Below are 17130 nucleotides of genomic sequence, written 5' to 3'. Positions count from 1 at the left end.
AAGAAGGGGGAGCATGAATGGTCGAGCAAATCGATATGTCGGCAGGTTCGACAGGCGGAGGACAGGGGTCTTCAGGCTACGACGCGGACGACATTCAAGTACTTGAAGGGTTGGTAGCGGTACGGAAACGGCCGGGGATGTACATCGGCAGCACCAGCACTTCAGGTTTACATCATTTGGTATGGGAAATTGTCGACAACGCTGTCGACGAACATCTCGCCAAATTCTGCTCCAAAATCGATATCACGCTGCATAAGGACGGTTCTATTACGGTTCAGGATAACGGAAGGGGAATTCCGACAGGTATACATAAAACAGGGATTCCTACTCCCCAGGTCGTGTTTACGATTTTGCACGCAGGCGGAAAGTTCGGTGGATCAGGATACAAAAAATCAGGCGGTTTGCACGGTGTAGGTGCGTCAGTTACTAACGCATTGTCCGAGTGGCTTGAAGTCGAGATTTTCCGTGATGGCAAGATTCATCGTCAGCGATTCGAGTATTGGAAGGACAAAAAAGGGATTGAACATGTCGGTGAACCGGTCTCCGGTCTCGAAGTGTTAGGCAATACCAATCGGACAGGTACAAAAGTTACATTTAAACCGGATATTCGGGTGTTCCAGAGCGGTATTCAATTTAATTATGATACATTGGCAGAACGTCTTCAGGAGATTGCTTTTCTGAATTCGGGTCTGAGAATTGTGCTCAAGGATGAACGTTCGGGCAATCAGGATGAATACATGTATGAAGGTGGAGCAAGCCAGTTTGTTGCTTTTCTTAACGAAAATAAAGATGTGCTGCATGATGTTATTCACTTCTATGCGGAGAAGGATGACATTGAAGTCGAAGTGGCAATCCAGTATAACGCGGGTTATACCGAAACGCTGGCTTCGTTCGTGAACTCGATCTCTACTCGGGGTGGCGGTACACATGAGACCGGATTCAGGGCTGCGTATACTCGTGTAATGAATGACTACGCGCGCCGTACCAGCATGATCAAGGAAAAAGATAAAAACCTTGAAGGCAATGATTTGCGTGAAGGTATGATGGCCGTCATCAGTGTCAAGATGTCAGAGGTTGAGTTCGTAGGTCAGACCAAGGATCAGCTCGGCAGCGCTTCCGCTCGAAGTGCAGTGGATTCGGTCGTGTCCGAGAATATTCAACGGTTCCTGGAAGAAAACCCGCAGGTAGCGCAAACGTTAATTCGCAAAGCGGTCCAAGCCTCCAGAGCCAGAGAAGCAGCACGCAAAGCACGTGATGATATGCGCACAGGCAAGAAACGTAGCGAAAGTTCCAACCTGAACGGCAAACTAACGCCGGCGCAATCAAAGGATTTTACCCGAAATGAGTTATTTATTGTCGAAGGGGATTCCGCAGGTGGTTCTGCCAAACAGGGACGTGACTCGAAGATTCAGGCTATTCTGCCGCTCAAGGGAAAACCGCTCAATCCGGAAAAATCAAAGCTGGCCGACATTCTCAAAAATGAAGAATACCGCGCCATTACAGCGGCGATCGGGGCGGGCATAGGAACCGAATTTGCAGTTGAAGACAGCAATTATTCCAAAATTATCATTATGACCGATGCGGATACGGACGGCGCACATATTCAGGTGTTGCTGTTGACCTTCTTTTATCGTTATATGAAGCCTTTAATTGATGCAGGCAAAGTATATATTGCTCAGCCGCCATTGTACAAACTTACTCGTAAGTCTGGTAAGCTTGCGAGTGTTCGATATGCATGGACGGATGAAGAACTGGCTAATTATATGAAGGAATTCGGTAATAATGTTGAGCTTCAACGTTATAAAGGTCTTGGTGAGATGAATCCGGATCAACTGTGGGAGACAACAATGAATCCGGAAACTCGTGCGATGCTGAAGGTACAGATTGTTGATGCAGCAAAAGCAGAACGTCGTGTATCTACGCTCATGGGTGATAAGGTTGATCCGCGGAAACGCTGGATTGTAGAGAACGTCGACTTTACAGAGTACGAAGAATAGAAGGTGCTTGGAATGAGTCCATCAGAACAATTTATGCCGGCCTTTCTCGAAGAGGTCGTTGGGGACCGTTTCGGTCGCTACTCCAAATATATTATTCAGGATCGAGCCATTCCGGATGTCCGGGATGGGTTGAAGCCAGTACAACGGCGTATTTTATACGCCATGTACGATTCAGGTAATACGCCTGACAAGACTTACCGCAAGTCTGCCAAAACCGTTGGGGACGTAATGGGTAATTATCATCCACATGGTGACTCCTCCATCTATGAGGGCATGGTGCGGATGGCTCAGCCATGGAAAATGGGCCATATGCTCGTGGACGGTCATGGTAACTGGGGATCACAGGATGATGACCCGGCAGCGGCGATGCGGTATACGGAGGCCCGTTTGTCGCCCATCGCGATGGAGATGCTTCGCGATATCGAGAAACGGACGGTTCTGTTTAAGGATAATTTTGATAATACGGCCAAAGAACCGGTTGTATTGCCATCCCGTTATCCGAACTTGCTGGTTAATGGTGTCAGCGGTATTTCCTCCGGATTTGCAACGGAGATTCCTCCACACAATTTGCGTGAAGTCATTGATGCTTCGATCGCTGTGATGGAGAAACCGTCGATTGAGCTGGACGAAATCATGATGTTTATGAAGGGTCCTGACTTTCCAACAGGCGGATTGATTATGGGCGGTGACGGCATTCTGGATGCTTATCGCACAGGTAAAGGACGGATCTATATCCGGTCCAAAACCGAGATTGAAAACATGCGCGGTGGCAAACAGCAGATCGTCATTACCGAAATTCCTTATCAGGTCGTGAAATCTCGTCTGGTTACAGCGATGGAGAACATCCGACTTGAGAAGAAGGTTGAAGGTATTGCCGAAGTGCGTGATGAGAGCGGACGTGAAGGTCTGCGAATCGTGGTTGAGTTGAAAAAAGAAGCGGACGCACAAGGTATTTTGGCTTATTTGCTGAAGAAAACCGACCTGCAGGTCACCTATAATTTCAATATGGTTGCGATTGTGAATAAAGCACCTCATCAATTAGGATTGAAATCGATCCTCGAGGCTTACATTGCCCATCAGCGGGAGGTTGTAACCTTCCGTACCCGGTTTGAGCTGGAGAAGGCGCAAGACCGTGCGCATGTGCTCGAGGGCTTGGTAAAAGCACTTAACATCCTTGATGAGGTCATTGCGGCCATCAAAGCGTCGAAGAACCGTCAGGATGCCCAAAACAACCTGATGTGGATGTTTGGATTCACGGAACGCCAAGCAGATTCCATCCTTACGTTGCAATTGTACCGTTTGACGAATCTGGAGATCAATTCTCTGGAGAAGGAACTCGGTGAACTGATGAAAAAGATTGCACAATTACAATCCATTCTGGATAGTGACCGCAAACTCATCGGAGTCATCCGCAAGGAATTGATGGAGATTCGTGAGAAATATGGCATAGACCGTCGTTCTGCGATCCAGGGTGAAGTGGAAGAACTTAAGGTTAATCTCGAAGTACTTGTGAATGCGGAAGATGTATTTGTTACGTTATCCAAAGAGGGATATGTGAAACGTACAGGCATGCAGTCCTTTACACGTTCTGGTGGTGAACGGAGCGGAAGTGGTGTGAAAGACGGCGATTATATCGCTCAGGTTCTGGAAGTAAATACGCTTGAGAACTTGCTTGTCTTTACGAGGAAAGGTCAGTACTTCCTGTTACCTGTTCACCAGGTACCTGAATTCAAGTGGAAAGATCCAGGCACAGCCATTGTGAATGTCATTCCTCTTGCGAAAGATGACCGTATTGCAAGTGTGCTTGCTGTAAAATCCTTTGAAGAGCCAAATCACAGTCTGGTCTTCGTTACGCGAAGAGGACAGGTGAAACGAACGGAGCTGAAGGATTACGTTACCAAACGTTCCGGTGCAGTTGCGGCTTGTAAAGTGGGCAAGGACGATGAAGTGTTATCTGTACATTTAAGTACAGGTGGTCAAGATATTATGTTGATTACAAAAGAAGCCATGGCGATTCGTTTCCGAGAGGATGAGGTTAATCCAATGGGACGTGTATCCGGTGGTGTTCGTGGTATTCAGTTAAGAGATACAGATGAAGTTGTACTGGCTTTATGGGTAGAAGGAGATGAAGGTGAAGTTGCCGTGTTGTCCGATCTGGGATATGGTAAACGATCATTACTTCTGGATTACGCTATACAGAGCCGTGGAGGCAAAGGGCTTGCCACATTTGAGTTCAAAGAAGGCAAACGTGTGAAACCGAATGGTAGCCGTATTGTCGGAGCGTTTTATTGCAAAGAGCAACGTAAGATCACTGTAATGACCAAAGAAGGCCAAGTGTTCCCGATCTCTTCGGAAGGTGTTCCGATTACAGAGCGCAAACATATTGGCAAGCTAATCGTTCATGTGGACAAACAAGACGAGATCGTTGAACTTCTAAGGGATTTCAATGAGAATCAACCAGCATCATCTTCATAAAAACAAACAAACGAGACTTTTCGCAGAACAGCTAATCCTGTCATGCGAGGAGTCTTTTTTTGTTGTTCGAAGGCGGATTAGAAGAGGGCATTCATGCGAAGTTTAACAACCTTCGTCGATTACGGTCGATCGCTAGGAAATTGAAAAAAGGCAGCAGGAATGCGGCTTTGGAGCGCGAAAACTTAAGCAGGTGAAGTGATAACCGGTTGCAGAGAGGAGCGATGGAAGATGTATAATTCCGATTTTGCCAAGTGCTGGTCCAGGTTGACCAAAGATTATAAATTGCATATGGATCAAGAGCTGGCACCCTCATTAACGGAGGCTCAGCTGGCTGTTTTGGAGGTACTTGAAGACCATCAGAAGATGAAACCTTCGGATCTGATTCCTTATCTGTCAACTACGCCAGCTGCTGTAACCATGCTGCTCGATCGAATGGAGAAGAATGATCTGATTCGCAGGAATCGGGATAATCAGGATCGACGCATTGTGTGGGTATCTCTATCAGAGAAAGGAAGAATGGAGACAGAGCGGGGAATTACCATCCGTAATGAATTCATGAACTCTGTTCTCAGTAACATTTCGATGCACAATCAACAATTGCTGGTATATCTGTTAGGCAAAATGACAACACCCAAGACCAAAGAGCCTGCCTTATCTACTTCGGTATGATACCATGCTGATTCTTCTGAATAACCATAGGAATGCCTGCTCGTTTCATGCAGGAGCCCTATGGTTATTTTATTTACAAATTACATATGCTACACACTGTGTCCAGGTTAGTTGGGTAAAGGCATGGATGTAACACAGTTAGTATGTCCTAATATTATTTTTGTGAATTCATATGTAAAGAGTTGACTATGTAAATATTTTTGTTATAATAAATAATTGTTCCCCTGATATTTCGTGTACGAAATATTATATTCCAAAAGTAAAAGGGTGAAACAATGACTGATACGTATGAAGTATTCTATATTATTAATTCGTTCCGCCAAGTGAATCAAATGCTTTTTCGAGCATTTTGGAATGAAAACAAGGAGATCGAGCTGACTTCGATCCAGTTTATGGTGTTATCCATCCTGAGGGAGCGTCCTTCCATTGGCATCAATGAAGTGGCTGAGCTATGCCATATGGGCAGTAGTTCCATGAGCGCTGTTGTGGAGCGGCTCGTCAAAGGCGAGTATATCGTTCGGACACGTTCGGATGCTGACCGCCGATCCGTTAAGCTTCAGATTACGGATAAAGGGGAACAGGCCCAACAGGAAACGCACCATTTGTGGATGGAAAGAGTGTCACCCATTCTGGATATATCGAAGGAAGACCTTGAGCACCTACTTAGAATTCATAGTCAAATGATTGAAAAGTTAGAAGGAAGAGAGATGAACAACATATGAGTACGACTACTGCTGCAGCTCCATCCTCAGCGATGGACAACATCAAGAAAGGCCCGATTGTAGCGGCATTGTTAATTGGTGCCTTTGTGGCATTCCTGAACCAAACCCTGATGAACGTAGCGCTTCCTAAAATCATGGAAGACCTCGCGATCAATGCAAACAAAGCCCAATGGTTAACTACGGGTTATATGCTTGTGAACGGTGTACTGATTCCGATTACGGCATATCTGATTGCCAAATTTTCAACACGTCAAATTTTTATTACAGCCATGACTCTCTTTACCATAGGTACATTAGTCTGTGGTCTTAGTCCAACCTTCACCATTCTGATGGTAGGTCGTGTCATTCAAGCGGCAGGTGCAGGTATCCTGATGCCTCTGATGACCGTTGTATTCCTGACCATCTTCCCAATCGAGAAACGCGGTCAGGCCATGGGAACCATGGGGATTGCGATGATTCTGGCTCCTGCGATTGGTCCTACACTTTCAGGTTATGTGGTTGAGCATTATTCCTGGAGATTGTTGTTCTACATCATCTTGCCATTCTCTATTATTGCAACGGCAATTGGTATTGCTTTTGTCAAAAACGTAACACGTCAGTCCAGACCTAAACTGGATTATCCAGGCGTAATTTTATCTACACTTGGTTTTGGTAGTTTGCTCTACGGATTCAGTGATGCGGGTACCGATGGATGGGGCAGTGCAATTGTCATTGGATGTCTCGTCGTAGGTGCGATATCCCTGATTCTGTTCGTTATTCGTCAACTGACAACAGATCATCCGCTCCTTGAGTTCCGTATTTTCAAGTACAACATGTATACATTAACAACGATTATCAATATGCTCGTGACCATGGCGATGTTTGCAGGTATGATCCTGCTCCCTATTTTCCTGCAAAACATTCGTGGATTCTCACCAATTGAATCAGGACTTCTGATGATGCCTGGTGCGATATTGATGGGGATTATGTCCCCAATTACAGGTCGCATATTTGATAAAGTGGGCGCACGCTGGCTTTCGGTTGCAGGTCTTGCCATTACGGCAATTACAACTTTTGGACTGAGTCGTCTGGCAATCGATACTACCTACGGCTACATGATGTTTATCTACACGGCTCGTATGTTCGGTATGTCGATGCTGATGATGCCAATCCAGACAGCAGGTCTGAATCAACTGCCTCAACGTCTGAACGCGCATGGTACAGCGATGTCCAATACATTGCGTACAGTTGCCGGTGCGATTGGTACAGCCATTCTGGTTACTATCATGAGTAGTAAGCTCAAAACACATCTGGCGGATGCAGTGGCTGCTGGCCAAGTTGACCCTAATAATAAGACAGCGATGTTAGCAGCTACAGCAGATGCAACGATTTACGGCGTTAACTATGCATTCATCGTGGCTACCGGAATGACCGTGGTTGCTTTGATCATGGCGTTCTTTATTCGGAAAACAAAACCAGCTGTTGAGCCTGTTACTGTAGAACAGGAAAAAGCGACGGCTACAGCATAACGAATATCAGATAAAACCAAAAAGAGAACTCTAACAGTCGAAGGGGTAACCCTAACTGCCTGAGTTCTCTTTTTTTGGTGTGCGCGATAGGAGGAGAGTACTTTATTATTCGGGCTGGATCGTTGGATCGATAAGAAATACAGGATCGGGCTCATGACCGAACTGTTTGAGATTAATGGTTCCGTTCAGTTGAAACTCCACACCTTCGCTAATCAGTTCTGTTTCCTGCATCATGCGCGAGTGTTCGTCCGGTATGGAGATTTCTCCTTTTGCATTGACGACACGGTGCCAGGGCAGACGTTCCTTGCGGCTCATCGAGTGCAGAATACGTACGACTTGTCTCGCGGCTCTTGGACTCCCGGCATGGGCTGCAATCTGACCGTAAGTCATCACTTTACCTTCGGGAATCGCCGCGATGATCGCAACGACTTGTTTGGTAAACGGGGTCATCATGATGTCTCCTCTCTGTATTTTAGTTATACAGCTGAAAATATAAGAAAACGTGTCGTTCAGATACAGAATCTGAACGACACGTTGTATGGACAGATGTAACCTGATCCTGTGCACTTATAGAGGTTGTTCGATAAAACCGCTTTTGATCCCATCTTATCGGTATTGAAAACCAGTCTTTTTGAACACGTATTTATTGAGATTGTCCAAAAGCTTTTTGGTACACAGCGTCTGGCCATTCTGCCCAGGGGAATTCTCTTGCAGGCAAAGATTGCAGAATAACTTCTTCCTTAGTAACTGGATGAGGAAAAGCAGCAATCGCAGACCATAGAGCAATCTGTTGCCCGGGTTTATTCACGCTTGCGCCGTACTTCTGATCCCCGTACAGAGGGCAGCCGATTTCTTTCATTTGCACTCGAATCTGATGAGATCTGCCGGTGTGCAGTTCGATATGGACGAGGCTGTAACGGTCTGTCTCGCCGATAACACGGTAATCCAGAACGGCATCCTTACCGCCAGCCGTACCTTTAGGTACCACAGTAACGGTATTTGTACGTGCATCTTTCAGGAGCGTGTGTTTTAACGTTCCCTGCTGTGCAGGCAACTTGCCGTGTACAACAGCCGCATATATTTTACGGAAATGACGTCCCCGCACAGTCTCGGACAATCTCGAAGCTGCTTTAGAAGTCTTGGCAAAAATCATTGCCCCTCCAACAGGACGATCAAGTCGGTGTACTAACCCGAGATAAACATTGCCAGGTTTGTTGTATCGTTCTTTCAGATCCTGCTTAAGCAATGTAAGCAAATCCGGATCACCTGATGAATCTTCCTGTGTAGGTACATTGACCGGCTTCGTAATGCCTAACAGATGGTTGTCTTCGAACAGAATCGGAATTGCATCGTGATCATGCCGATGTTCTGACATGATTAAGACTCCCAACGGCCCAGAATACCACAAGGCAGATCAAGACCACTACGTGTGATCGGCAGACCAATTTCACCTGCAGTAATTTCACCACCGTACTGAGCAGACATCGTCATGGTCAACATGTTGCGCAGAACCGTAGAGGAAATGCCCGTAGTGTAGGAGTTAACCAGCATGAATAATGGATTATCCGACAAGATCGTCATACATGACTTCAGGAAAGGATATAGGTTCTCTTCCAGTTTCCATGTCTCTCCATTAGGGCCACGGCCATATGAAGGAGGGTCCATAATAATGGCGTCGTAACGATTTCCGCGACGTTGTTCCCGTTGTACAAATTTGAATACATCATCTGTAATAAAACGAACAGGGCGATCAGCCAGTCCGGATAATTGAACATTTTCCTTGGCCCATTGAACCATGCCTTTAGCTGCATCCACATGCACAACAGATGCGCCTGCATAAGCAGCAGCTACCGTTGCTCCGCCTGTATAGGCAAACAGGTTCAAGACAGAAATAGGGCGTCCTGCATTGGAGATTTTATCCATCATCCAGCTCCAGTTGGCGGCTTGTTCAGGGAACAGACCAGTGTGCTTAAAGCTGGTAGGTTTAATGTGGAATTTCAGGTTTTCGTATCCGATCGTCCAACGCTCGGGAATGGGCTTTTTCATATCCCAGTTACCGCCACCGGAAGAGCTGCGATGATAGTGACCATGCACCTGACGCCATTCATTGGTTTCTTGCTCAAGGGGCCAGATAATCTGTGGATCGGGTCTGCGTAAAATCACATCTCCCCAACGCTCCAGTTTCTCGCCGCCTCCTGTATCGATTACTTCATAGTCCTTCCAATTCTTAGCTACGTACATAATGATTTATCCATCCTTCAAAAGTCATTTGGATACTATTGTACAACAAAAAAGGGCTTGTACGCCAGTTGGGGGACGGGAGTGCGCCATATACTGAAAAACAAAGATAACCAAAAATTTAATTTGACAATGATAATCATTATCACATATGATTTTGTTAATCAAAAATTCATTCTTTCTTCATAGAGAGAATATAACATGATCAAATAAAGTGAGGGAAAAATAGATGGCTAAATTGTTAGTGGCTTATGCGAGCATGACAGGAAATACAGAAGAAATTGCAGAACTGATTGTGGAAGGAATTACACAGGGAGGCCACGAGGCAGACCTGAAATCCGTAACGGATTGTAATGCATCTGATGTATTGGACTATGACGGATTCATGATCGGTGTGTACACCTGGGGAGACGGGGAGTTGCCAGATGAATTCCTTGATTTCTATGAGGAGCTGGATGAGCTTGACCTGAGTGGTAAGAGAGCTGCGGTGTTTGGTAGTGGTGACACCTCGTATGAGCAGTTCTGCGGTGCAGTTGATCTGGCGGCTGCCAAGCTGCAGGAGCGTGGGGCGGAGGTATCTCCAGAGATGTTGAAAATTGAATATAGTCCGCTTGAGCAGGAGAAAGAAACATGCCGTGACTTTGGCAAACGCTTCGCTGCTGCCGGATTACAGGTGTCCTAAAGATCATGTTAAGACATAATGTTCAGGCAGCGATGCCAGTCGGAAGGAATGATCTTCCTGGACGTCTGCTTGAAGATTACAGATTGGAAGAAATGCTGCGCAGCCCACATCGATTCATCCGCCCTGAACCAGTGTCTGAGCAGCGTCTTCCACTTCAATGGAGGCACCGTGTACAATATGCGGTGAGCCATGCGGTCAATGCTTTTTACAGTCTCGACCCCGATGTTCGCAAAGAGGTACCCGTACAGTATTTACTTGAGAAGTGGTGGCCCAGAAAGACGGATGGTTTCGAATCTGTTCTCCATTACTGGGATGTGAAGAACAAGATTACGGATGAATTGTCACTCGCCATTGCAATGAACGATGATTTGAAGCATCCAGCCATTCTTTTTGAACAGTGGAGAACGGAGTTACCTTCATTATCCATGCATTTATCGATGATATTTCAGGCGGCCTGGCAACCCGAAGGCTGGGATTCGCTGCTTATTCAGAAATATATGGTTGTCCATGATCCAAACGTAGTTGAGGCGTTTCAGCATATGGTCAGTGCATTCTGCTGGGAAGCCTTCGGAAAATTACCGGGTATGATCGAGATATACTGTTTGTTGGAAGGACGCAAAATAAGGTACATCCCTGGACGCCAGTCTCTGATACGTTCCATGGACTACATTCGCTTGATACGTGACAGCATGCCGCAAGCAGAAGTGGTGGAGTCAGAACAGTTTACGACGCGTGATAAAGCGCGCATACACGAAGAGGTAGATCGCTGGAGAACGGAAGCTATTGAACCGAAGAAAACATGGTTGATGTGAAGACAGTTGAAGGATAACAATATATCATGCAGATAGAGGAGGGAAAGTTGCCATGTCTACCGGTCTAGGTCAAGATATAAGCAGCGGCAAGAGACGTGCAGGAACTTGCGAATTCAGTCCGTTGCCAGTACCCCAGTCGGTTATACGAAAGTTGCTTGATGAAGCAGATCCTTCATTATATGTAATGAGTTCAGAACCTTGGAGGTTTATGTTGTTTGCAGGCGAAGGACGACAGCTTTATCTGGAAGCGGTCAGACAGAGCTATCCACCCCATCTGGCTGATCGCTACGGCGATTGGGCTACATATCAATACACGGAAGCAATTCCAACCCATCTGGTTGTCGTGGCGCCTAGAAATGCCCGTGAGGATGATCTTCTGCCGGCCAAAGCCTGGAGCAAACGCTTTAGTATTCTGGCTGCGGAACAGGGGTTGAATGCGGTCTGGAAGATCAATGATTATCAACAACATCCTGTGTTTATGAATTTAATGGGTTTGACAAGTGAAGAGAAGGTGCTGGGGGTATTCCATATCGGTTACGGAGACCAGCCTGCATTGCGGGATATGGATGCAAGCAGACCAGCCTCTGAACTGATGACGGTATATGACCATCTGGTCTAAAAAATGATTCATTAGTTCTCTTATTTGCTGGTGTTGAATAGAAAATCACGAACGAGCTGACGATTCGTCTGATCTTTGTTGTAGACGGAGAACAACCGATTGGATACGGTAAGGACATTGCCAAAAAAGAATCGTTCGAATTGGGTCTGTCTGCCCCCGAATGAACCAGATCCAAGCTCCCAGATTAGGCGGAACAGAGCGTTGCGTTCGTGAGAAGCCATATCGTTCCCTTTCAGATATATATTCAGTGAAGGAGCGATATCGGATTGAAACTCTTCTTCCTGAGGGATCATAATCATCCCGCTCGAACCCAAGAGTTGCAGAATTTCAATCATCTCAGGATAAAGTTTCGGAAAGAGGAGATTGGCTGCCATCAATGGTTTGGGTGCAGGTAATACAAATCCTCTTCCGTCTGGTATTGCACCTGCCTCCGCGGCCAAGGCCAATGCTTTTAACGATTCAAGACCTGCGAACACACGTGCAGATTTCTCTATAACATGTGCTTCCGTATTCAGCTCCAGCGTATCCGTGAGAAGCTGGATTGTACCGAGAACAAATTCCGTCTTGGCAATATAACGACACAATACCTGATGACCTGCGTGAATATGAAAGTTACTACCACTGAAGAGACGCGAGGACATTTCCTCACTTCCTGCAAAAAATATTCGTTCATGCGGAACGAGCACCCTGTCAAAGATGACGATATTGTCCATTTCTTCATATCTGGAACTCAGGGGATAATTAGTGTGGGATTCGGCTGCGTAGGTATCCCTGCATACCAGACTGATTCCTGGAAGATCATTGGGGACAGCAAAAGAGAATGCAAATGGATTTTCGTCATCAAATGGGGCGGGTGAAGGTGACGGATAGACAAATATCTCATCCGAAGTGGCAGCTTGTGTAGCCATCATGAATGCACCGCTAATAATGAGACCTTCCTCGGTGCGATCCACGACCTTTGCGGCAATAGCATCTTCAGTAGCATCCAATTGCCCTGAGATTTTGCTGGCATATGGCTGAATGAAGGCATGGGATAACGTGATATCATGATCACGGCAGTACGCATAATAATTTTTGAGATTTTCTGCATATTGGGGAGATAGTTCGTTCAGGAGATCGGCACCTGTGTAAAAGGACATTATGGCTGTATTCATGTAATCGGGTGAGCGACCAAGAAAGCCATGATGCACATTTGCCCAGATATTCATCCCTTCCCGTCGTTTACGGAGGTCGTCGGCACTGGTTGGAGGCAGGAAGGATATGCCCACAGGTTTGCCGTCTGCCGGGGAGGCATACGTCATCGTTTCTGCAAATTTAGGATCAGATTGTAGATCATACATGTACATCTGAGTCTCCATTAAACCAGCAAATGCTACATGTTCAGAGCGTTTTCCAGTAATAAGGTTACCTTTGTACCAGCAAGGGACGGACTGTGCATCAATTCGTTCGCGATACTGTGTGCCACTTTTAACAGGCATTGTTATTCACCTCTTGGTTCTAATCGTTCATGGGCATACTGACTTCTTACGTAGTGTACGTAGGTCATCTGTCCAATGTGCATTGAAGAGGTGAGAAGGATTTTTACAGAATAGGGCTTGATAATAATTATCATTCTTGTTACAATAGACAAAGAAAAAAGGAACCGGTAAGGGCTCCTTTAAGTGGATCAATTGAAATTACTTATTTTACTTCAAAAGTCTTGCAGTCTGTTTCAGCAGACTGACTTGCTTCTTTGGAACTGTGACTCACAATGTAGATCGAAGAAGCGTTACATTTGTTCTCTTGAGCCCAGTGACGACAGGAATTAACTTCACACAATACGTCTTTTGCCATGATTGTTAACCTCACTTTAATTGGATTACAGTCGTTGGTATAAAGAATCCGGATATAACAAGTTGCCGCTTGTTAATCTGGAAAATTTTTGCTCTCGTGAAATTCGGAGGGCTTTTTTGCATTATACACAACGATGCACACTTAGAATAGCAAATTTAATTGAAGCTTGCAACCAAATGCCCCCATCTGTGGCAAAATAGTGGACGTGCTGTGGTTATATTTGCAAAAAGGCAGTAGTATGTTATTATTTAATAGTAATAATTACGATTAAATGCCTAATTGATTCTATATAAATTGAACTAAACATTTACACGAAACCATAAATGAAGGAGCATGTGAATACATGAGCAAAATAAACCATATGAACCGGATTCCCCGCGCGAAAGGGATCGATATGGCTGCTTTTTACACGCCAAAAGAGTGTAGACGCAAAGCCCAGCATATTGTATTTTCCGCTGAAAATGAACGCATCATTAATGAATTTGTCACCATTCTGGGCATGAAAGAGAAGTTCAGAGAGCATGATGTATCAATCCCCAACAAAATGGTCATGTTCGGGCCTCCCGGTACGGGAAAAACATTAACGGCATCACATCTGGCGGAGCGCCTTGATCTGCCATTGGTTCTTGTGAGATTAGATGCGATCATTCATAGCCATCTTGGTGAGACGGGGAGTAACGTACGTAAGTTATTCGAATATGCACGAATGAATCCCTGTGTGTTATTTCTGGATGAATTTGATGCCATAGGCCGGACACGTGAGAGCAACGATGAAGTGAAAGAGATGGCTCGTGTCGTCAATACGTTGTTGCAATGTCTGGACGAATTCAATGGGGACAGTATTCTGGTGGCTGCGACGAATCTGGAAACCCAGCTGGATCACGCCATCTGGCGGCGGTTTGATACGAAGATGACCTACGGTATGCCTGATGATTCGAGTCGCAAATTGTATATCAGCAAATTGGTAGGGGCATTTGAACAGGAGACTCGGCTGGAAGATTACATATGTGAACGCTTGACTGGGTGCAGTTATGCGGATATAGAGCAGATCGTTCTGAAAGCAAAGCGGAAAGCAATCATTGCCAGTAGTGCACTTCATAAGCAACTGATCTCGGATGCTTACGATGAATACAGACCACGTGTATTAGAGTGTTGATTGCTTCCGTTCTGGATAAAGCAACAAAGAACAACGTTGAACTAGCCCAGTCTCCTGAATGGAGTTCTGGGCTAATTGTCATGTTAGCGAGGTGCATTATACTTTAACGGCTGCTCCGTATGCTTTTTCTGTATTCATGGCTTCTTGTGTTGCGGTCCAGCGTGGCAGGCTTAATCTGAACATGCTGCCTTCCGGGCTGCTGGAGACAAGTGTCAGTTCACCGCCCTGTTCCTGAGCGAGTAGGCGGCTATATGTTAATCCTAGACCCAGACCGCGGTTACGACGTTTTTTGAGTTCTCCACGATAGAACCGTTCGAAGATTTTGGGTTGTTCTTCGGCTGCGATGCCTGTGCCGTGGTCTTTAACATCAACGTACAGCATCTGTTCTTCTGTACTTAGATAAATGTTGAAGACAGCCTTCTGTTCAGGAGCTGTGGCATGAAGTGCGTTATTGAGTAAATTGACAATGATCTGCTGAATGCGAAGAGCATCCCCCATGGTAAAAAAGTTAATCGGAGGTGCATGCAGCTGAACCTCTGGCATTTTGTCCTCGTACGCAATCTTCCACTGATAGATGATCTCACCGACCAACAGTTTCAGATCCGTCCGTTCCTTGCGAACGGCAACACTTCCTGCAGCCATGGCGTTATAGTCAAGCAAATCTGCGACCATTCGCTCCATGCGTTCAGATTCCTTCAAAGCGATATCCAAAAATTCTTTACCTTCCTGTGGACTCACAACATCGTCACGTACTGCCATAACGAGCCCCTTGATGGAAGTTACCGGTGTCTTGAGTTCATGACTTACCCCTGCCAGCGAAAGTGTACGCCATTCTTCAAGTTGCTGGAGACGAGTGGCCATATCGCGAAATGAATTTACAAGTTCATTGATCTCACGTTCTCGTGTATTCAAGTCAAGACTCACATCATAATTGCCACCTCGAATCTGTTCAGCGGCATAGGCGACCTGACGAATCGGTCTGGATAACTTTTTGGACAGGAGATAGATTGTAAACCATCCACAGAGGATTAGTCCTCCGAGGATTAGAGCCACGAGCCATATCGTCTCTGGACCAAATGTAATGGATTGTTTGGATTGCATGACCCACACTTTGCCCAAGGTTTGATCGCCCTCGGATATGTTGACCGTTACACCTGCATATTTATTGTTTCGCGGTTCAAGATAGTCGTCTGACAGTCGATAATGCACATCTTTTTGCTCCATTTTAGGCTGGGAAAAGATCAATTGATTGTTATTGTCCAAGATCATGACACAAAAATAATTATCTGTGTTGAATAGTTTCTCTCGCTTGGTTACCAGTCTGTCCAGATCGGGTGGAACTCGAAGCATATTATTCTCACTGGTCACTCGATCGGCAATCTCCAGACCAAGCAGTTCTGCGGTTTTGAGGCTTTTCTCAATGGAAGTTGTTCGAATCCAGTAGAGTGCCCCTGCCGCAATAATCGTGAAACCAATGCATAAAATGAGAAAATATCGCAGTGTCCAGTGTGACAGAATGGATATCGTGCGTTTGGGTTTCTTCTGTTTCAGTTGGCGATCCAAAATTGATACCCCATTCCTCGCAACGTCCGAATTTCTCCCGTCTCTGGCGACCAGTGGGAGAGGGCTTGACGTAGTCGTTTAATCGATAGATCCACAGCACGATCACTGCCATCATAGTCCATCCCCCATACCTGTTCAATAAGATGATCTCTGGTAAATGTACGATTCGGATAATCGGACAGGAAGAACAGTAACGACAGGTCACGAGGTGTGAGTGCAACCTCTGCCCCGTTCAGCAGCACCTGCTTGGCAGCAAGATCAATGACGAGATTTCCAAAAGAACGCTTCTCTTCGCCACCTGAGGTCCAATGTGGATTACGGCGCAACACCGCATTAACTCTGGCAACCACTTCTTCCGGTACAAAAGGTTTGCTCATATAATCGTCAGCACCGGCATTTAGTCCGTTGAGACGGTCTGAAATGTCATCCAGTGCAGTTAGCATGATCACGGGACAAGCACTTTTTTTACGAATAATTCGCAGCAGATCCCATCCGTCCATTCCTGGCAGCATCACATCAAGTAATACAAGGGAAGGCGTTACGGTATCAAAAAGGGTAAGTGCAGTCGGTCCATCTGCTGCATGATGAACTTCAAATTCTGCTTTTCTCAGATAAGCGGCCAATACTCGTGCAATAGCTTGCTCATCCTCGACGATAAGTATGGATTTCAAAAAAAGCGTTCTCCTTTCGCTTTGTAAACTTGTACTGATTTTACATGAGCAAGAGCGTAAAGCCAATCCTGTATTACGAATTTCAAAAAAATATGTGACTTGTCTTATCTTGACTTCTTCCTGACACATTCAATTGATATGATTCACTCCAAGAAGCAACCTAAACAATCATGTACTGGAGGAAA

16 protein-coding genes are annotated in these 17130 nt (G+C 45.7%); 9 read left to right on the top strand and 7 right to left on the bottom strand.

From position 1 onward, the window contains the following. The first annotated feature begins 17 nt into the window (after positions 1-17). From parE to MHI48_RS18775, 5 genes are all read left to right on the top strand, one after another. Positions 18-1997 (top strand): DNA topoisomerase IV subunit B, encoded by a 1980-nt coding sequence (gene parE / locus MHI48_RS18795; protein ID WP_036613300.1) that lies wholly within the window; start codon positions 18-20, stop codon positions 1995-1997. A gap of 12 nt (positions 1998-2009) precedes the next feature. Then, positions 2010-4472 carry a DNA gyrase subunit A gene (gyrA, locus tag MHI48_RS18790; protein WP_036613303.1) on the top strand — a complete coding sequence of 821 codons (2463 nt, stop codon included), beginning with the start codon at positions 2010-2012 and terminating at the stop codon, positions 4470-4472. A gap of 228 nt (positions 4473-4700) precedes the next feature. Next, positions 4701-5141, top strand: a complete 441-nt coding sequence (locus MHI48_RS18785; RefSeq protein WP_036613306.1) for a MarR family winged helix-turn-helix transcriptional regulator — start codon at positions 4701-4703, stop codon at positions 5139-5141. Between the two features lie 275 nt (positions 5142-5416). Next, a complete protein-coding gene (locus tag MHI48_RS18780) occupies positions 5417-5863 on the top strand; it encodes a MarR family winged helix-turn-helix transcriptional regulator (protein ID WP_036613308.1) in 447 nt (148 codons plus the stop codon). Further along, positions 5860-7371, top strand: coding sequence for a DHA2 family efflux MFS transporter permease subunit (locus MHI48_RS18775; RefSeq protein WP_100527271.1), 1512 nt, complete (start codon positions 5860-5862; stop codon positions 7369-7371). The genes MHI48_RS18780 and MHI48_RS18775 overlap by 4 nt, the downstream gene beginning before the upstream one ends. Positions 7372-7476: 105 nt before the next feature. Here the strand turns inward: MHI48_RS18775 and MHI48_RS18770 are convergent, their stop codons facing one another. The 3 genes from MHI48_RS18770 to MHI48_RS18760 form a co-directional block, all read right to left on the bottom strand. Beyond that, complete coding sequence (locus tag MHI48_RS18770) at positions 7477-7821, bottom strand: MGMT family protein (RefSeq protein WP_036613313.1); 345 nt, start codon at positions 7819-7821, stop codon at positions 7477-7479. 193 nt (positions 7822-8014) lie between these two features. Then, positions 8015-8746 carry an RluA family pseudouridine synthase gene (locus MHI48_RS18765; RefSeq protein WP_036672914.1) on the bottom strand — a complete coding sequence of 244 codons (732 nt, stop codon included), beginning with the start codon at positions 8744-8746 and terminating at the stop codon, positions 8015-8017. A 2-nt stretch (positions 8747-8748) separates the two neighbouring features. Beyond that, positions 8749-9612, bottom strand: a complete 864-nt coding sequence (locus MHI48_RS18760) for a class I SAM-dependent methyltransferase (RefSeq protein ID WP_036613317.1) — start codon at positions 9610-9612, stop codon at positions 8749-8751. A 226-nt stretch (positions 9613-9838) separates the two neighbouring features. Here MHI48_RS18760 and MHI48_RS18755 point away from each other — a divergent pair, with 226 nt between their 5' ends. The 3 genes from MHI48_RS18755 to MHI48_RS18745 are packed head-to-tail and all read left to right on the top strand — an operon-like array spanning position 9839 to position 11722. Next, positions 9839-10291: a flavodoxin gene (locus tag MHI48_RS18755; protein ID WP_017687802.1), complete on the top strand. Its 453-nt coding sequence runs from the start codon at positions 9839-9841 to the stop codon at positions 10289-10291. Positions 10292-10296: 5 nt separating this feature from the next. Further along, positions 10297-11103 carry a hypothetical protein gene (locus MHI48_RS18750; protein WP_076250045.1) on the top strand — a complete coding sequence of 269 codons (807 nt, stop codon included), beginning with the start codon at positions 10297-10299 and terminating at the stop codon, positions 11101-11103. Positions 11104-11155: 52 nt separating this feature from the next. After that, on the top strand, positions 11156-11722 hold the full coding sequence (locus tag MHI48_RS18745; RefSeq protein ID WP_338706406.1) for a nitroreductase family protein: 567 nt from the start codon (positions 11156-11158) through the stop codon (positions 11720-11722). A gap of 20 nt (positions 11723-11742) precedes the next feature. Here MHI48_RS18745 and MHI48_RS18740 read toward each other — a convergent pair whose 3' ends face one another. Both MHI48_RS18740 and MHI48_RS18735 read right to left on the bottom strand, forming a co-directional pair. Beyond that, a complete protein-coding gene (locus MHI48_RS18740) occupies positions 11743-13200 on the bottom strand; it encodes a 4-hydroxyphenylacetate 3-hydroxylase N-terminal domain-containing protein (RefSeq protein WP_338706404.1) in 1458 nt (485 codons plus the stop codon). A 202-nt stretch (positions 13201-13402) separates the two neighbouring features. Then, a complete protein-coding gene (locus MHI48_RS18735) occupies positions 13403-13555 on the bottom strand; it encodes a DUF1540 domain-containing protein (protein WP_074095586.1) in 153 nt (50 codons plus the stop codon). Positions 13556-13898: 343 nt separating this feature from the next. Here MHI48_RS18735 and MHI48_RS18730 point away from each other — a divergent pair, with 343 nt between their 5' ends. After that, entirely contained in the window at positions 13899-14711 is an 813-nt protein-coding gene (locus MHI48_RS18730; protein WP_405141426.1) for an AAA family ATPase, read from the top strand. Between the two features lie 96 nt (positions 14712-14807). Here the strand turns inward: MHI48_RS18730 and MHI48_RS18725 are convergent, their stop codons facing one another. Both MHI48_RS18725 and MHI48_RS18720 read right to left on the bottom strand, forming a co-directional pair. After that, positions 14808-16274: an ATP-binding protein gene (locus tag MHI48_RS18725; RefSeq protein ID WP_405141424.1), complete on the bottom strand. Its 1467-nt coding sequence runs from the start codon at positions 16272-16274 to the stop codon at positions 14808-14810. Continuing rightward, on the bottom strand, positions 16259-16945 hold the full coding sequence (locus MHI48_RS18720; protein ID WP_340029093.1) for a response regulator transcription factor: 687 nt from the start codon (positions 16943-16945) through the stop codon (positions 16259-16261). Before MHI48_RS18720 ends, MHI48_RS18725 begins: the two co-directional genes overlap by 16 nt. Positions 16946-17130 lie beyond the last annotated feature (185 nt).

Source organism: Paenibacillus sp. FSL H7-0942 (genome assembly GCF_045040715.1).
GTDB lineage: Bacteria > Bacillota > Bacilli > Paenibacillales > Paenibacillaceae > Paenibacillus > Paenibacillus amylolyticus.
The sequence above is the reverse complement of the archived record's forward strand: the minus strand, read 5'-3'. Positions and strand labels throughout refer to the sequence as shown.

Coding starts and splice junctions, on each gene's coding strand:
- MHI48_RS18745 (WP_338706406.1), top strand. CDS start 11,156: ATGTCTACCGGTCTAGGTCAAGATATAAGCAGCGGCAAGAGACGTGCA.
- MHI48_RS18770 (WP_036613313.1), bottom strand. CDS start 7,821: ATGACCCCGTTTACCAAACAAGTCGTTGCGATCATCGCGGCGATTCCC.
- MHI48_RS18755 (WP_017687802.1), top strand. CDS start 9,839: ATGGCTAAATTGTTAGTGGCTTATGCGAGCATGACAGGAAATACAGAA.
- MHI48_RS18750 (WP_076250045.1), top strand. CDS start 10,297: ATGTTAAGACATAATGTTCAGGCAGCGATGCCAGTCGGAAGGAATGAT.
- MHI48_RS18785 (WP_036613306.1), top strand. CDS start 4,701: ATGTATAATTCCGATTTTGCCAAGTGCTGGTCCAGGTTGACCAAAGAT.
- MHI48_RS18780 (WP_036613308.1), top strand. CDS start 5,417: ATGACTGATACGTATGAAGTATTCTATATTATTAATTCGTTCCGCCAA.
- MHI48_RS18765 (WP_036672914.1), bottom strand. CDS start 8,746: ATGTCAGAACATCGGCATGATCACGATGCAATTCCGATTCTGTTCGAA.
- MHI48_RS18735 (WP_074095586.1), bottom strand. CDS start 13,555: ATGGCAAAAGACGTATTGTGTGAAGTTAATTCCTGTCGTCACTGGGCT.
- MHI48_RS18730 (WP_405141426.1), top strand. CDS start 13,899: ATGAGCAAAATAAACCATATGAACCGGATTCCCCGCGCGAAAGGGATC.
- MHI48_RS18775 (WP_100527271.1), top strand. CDS start 5,860: ATGAGTACGACTACTGCTGCAGCTCCATCCTCAGCGATGGACAACATC.
- MHI48_RS18760 (WP_036613317.1), bottom strand. CDS start 9,612: ATGTACGTAGCTAAGAATTGGAAGGACTATGAAGTAATCGATACAGGA.
- parE (WP_036613300.1), top strand. CDS start 18: ATGGTCGAGCAAATCGATATGTCGGCAGGTTCGACAGGCGGAGGACAG.
- gyrA (WP_036613303.1), top strand. CDS start 2,010: ATGAGTCCATCAGAACAATTTATGCCGGCCTTTCTCGAAGAGGTCGTT.
- MHI48_RS18740 (WP_338706404.1), bottom strand. CDS start 13,200: ATGCCTGTTAAAAGTGGCACACAGTATCGCGAACGAATTGATGCACAG.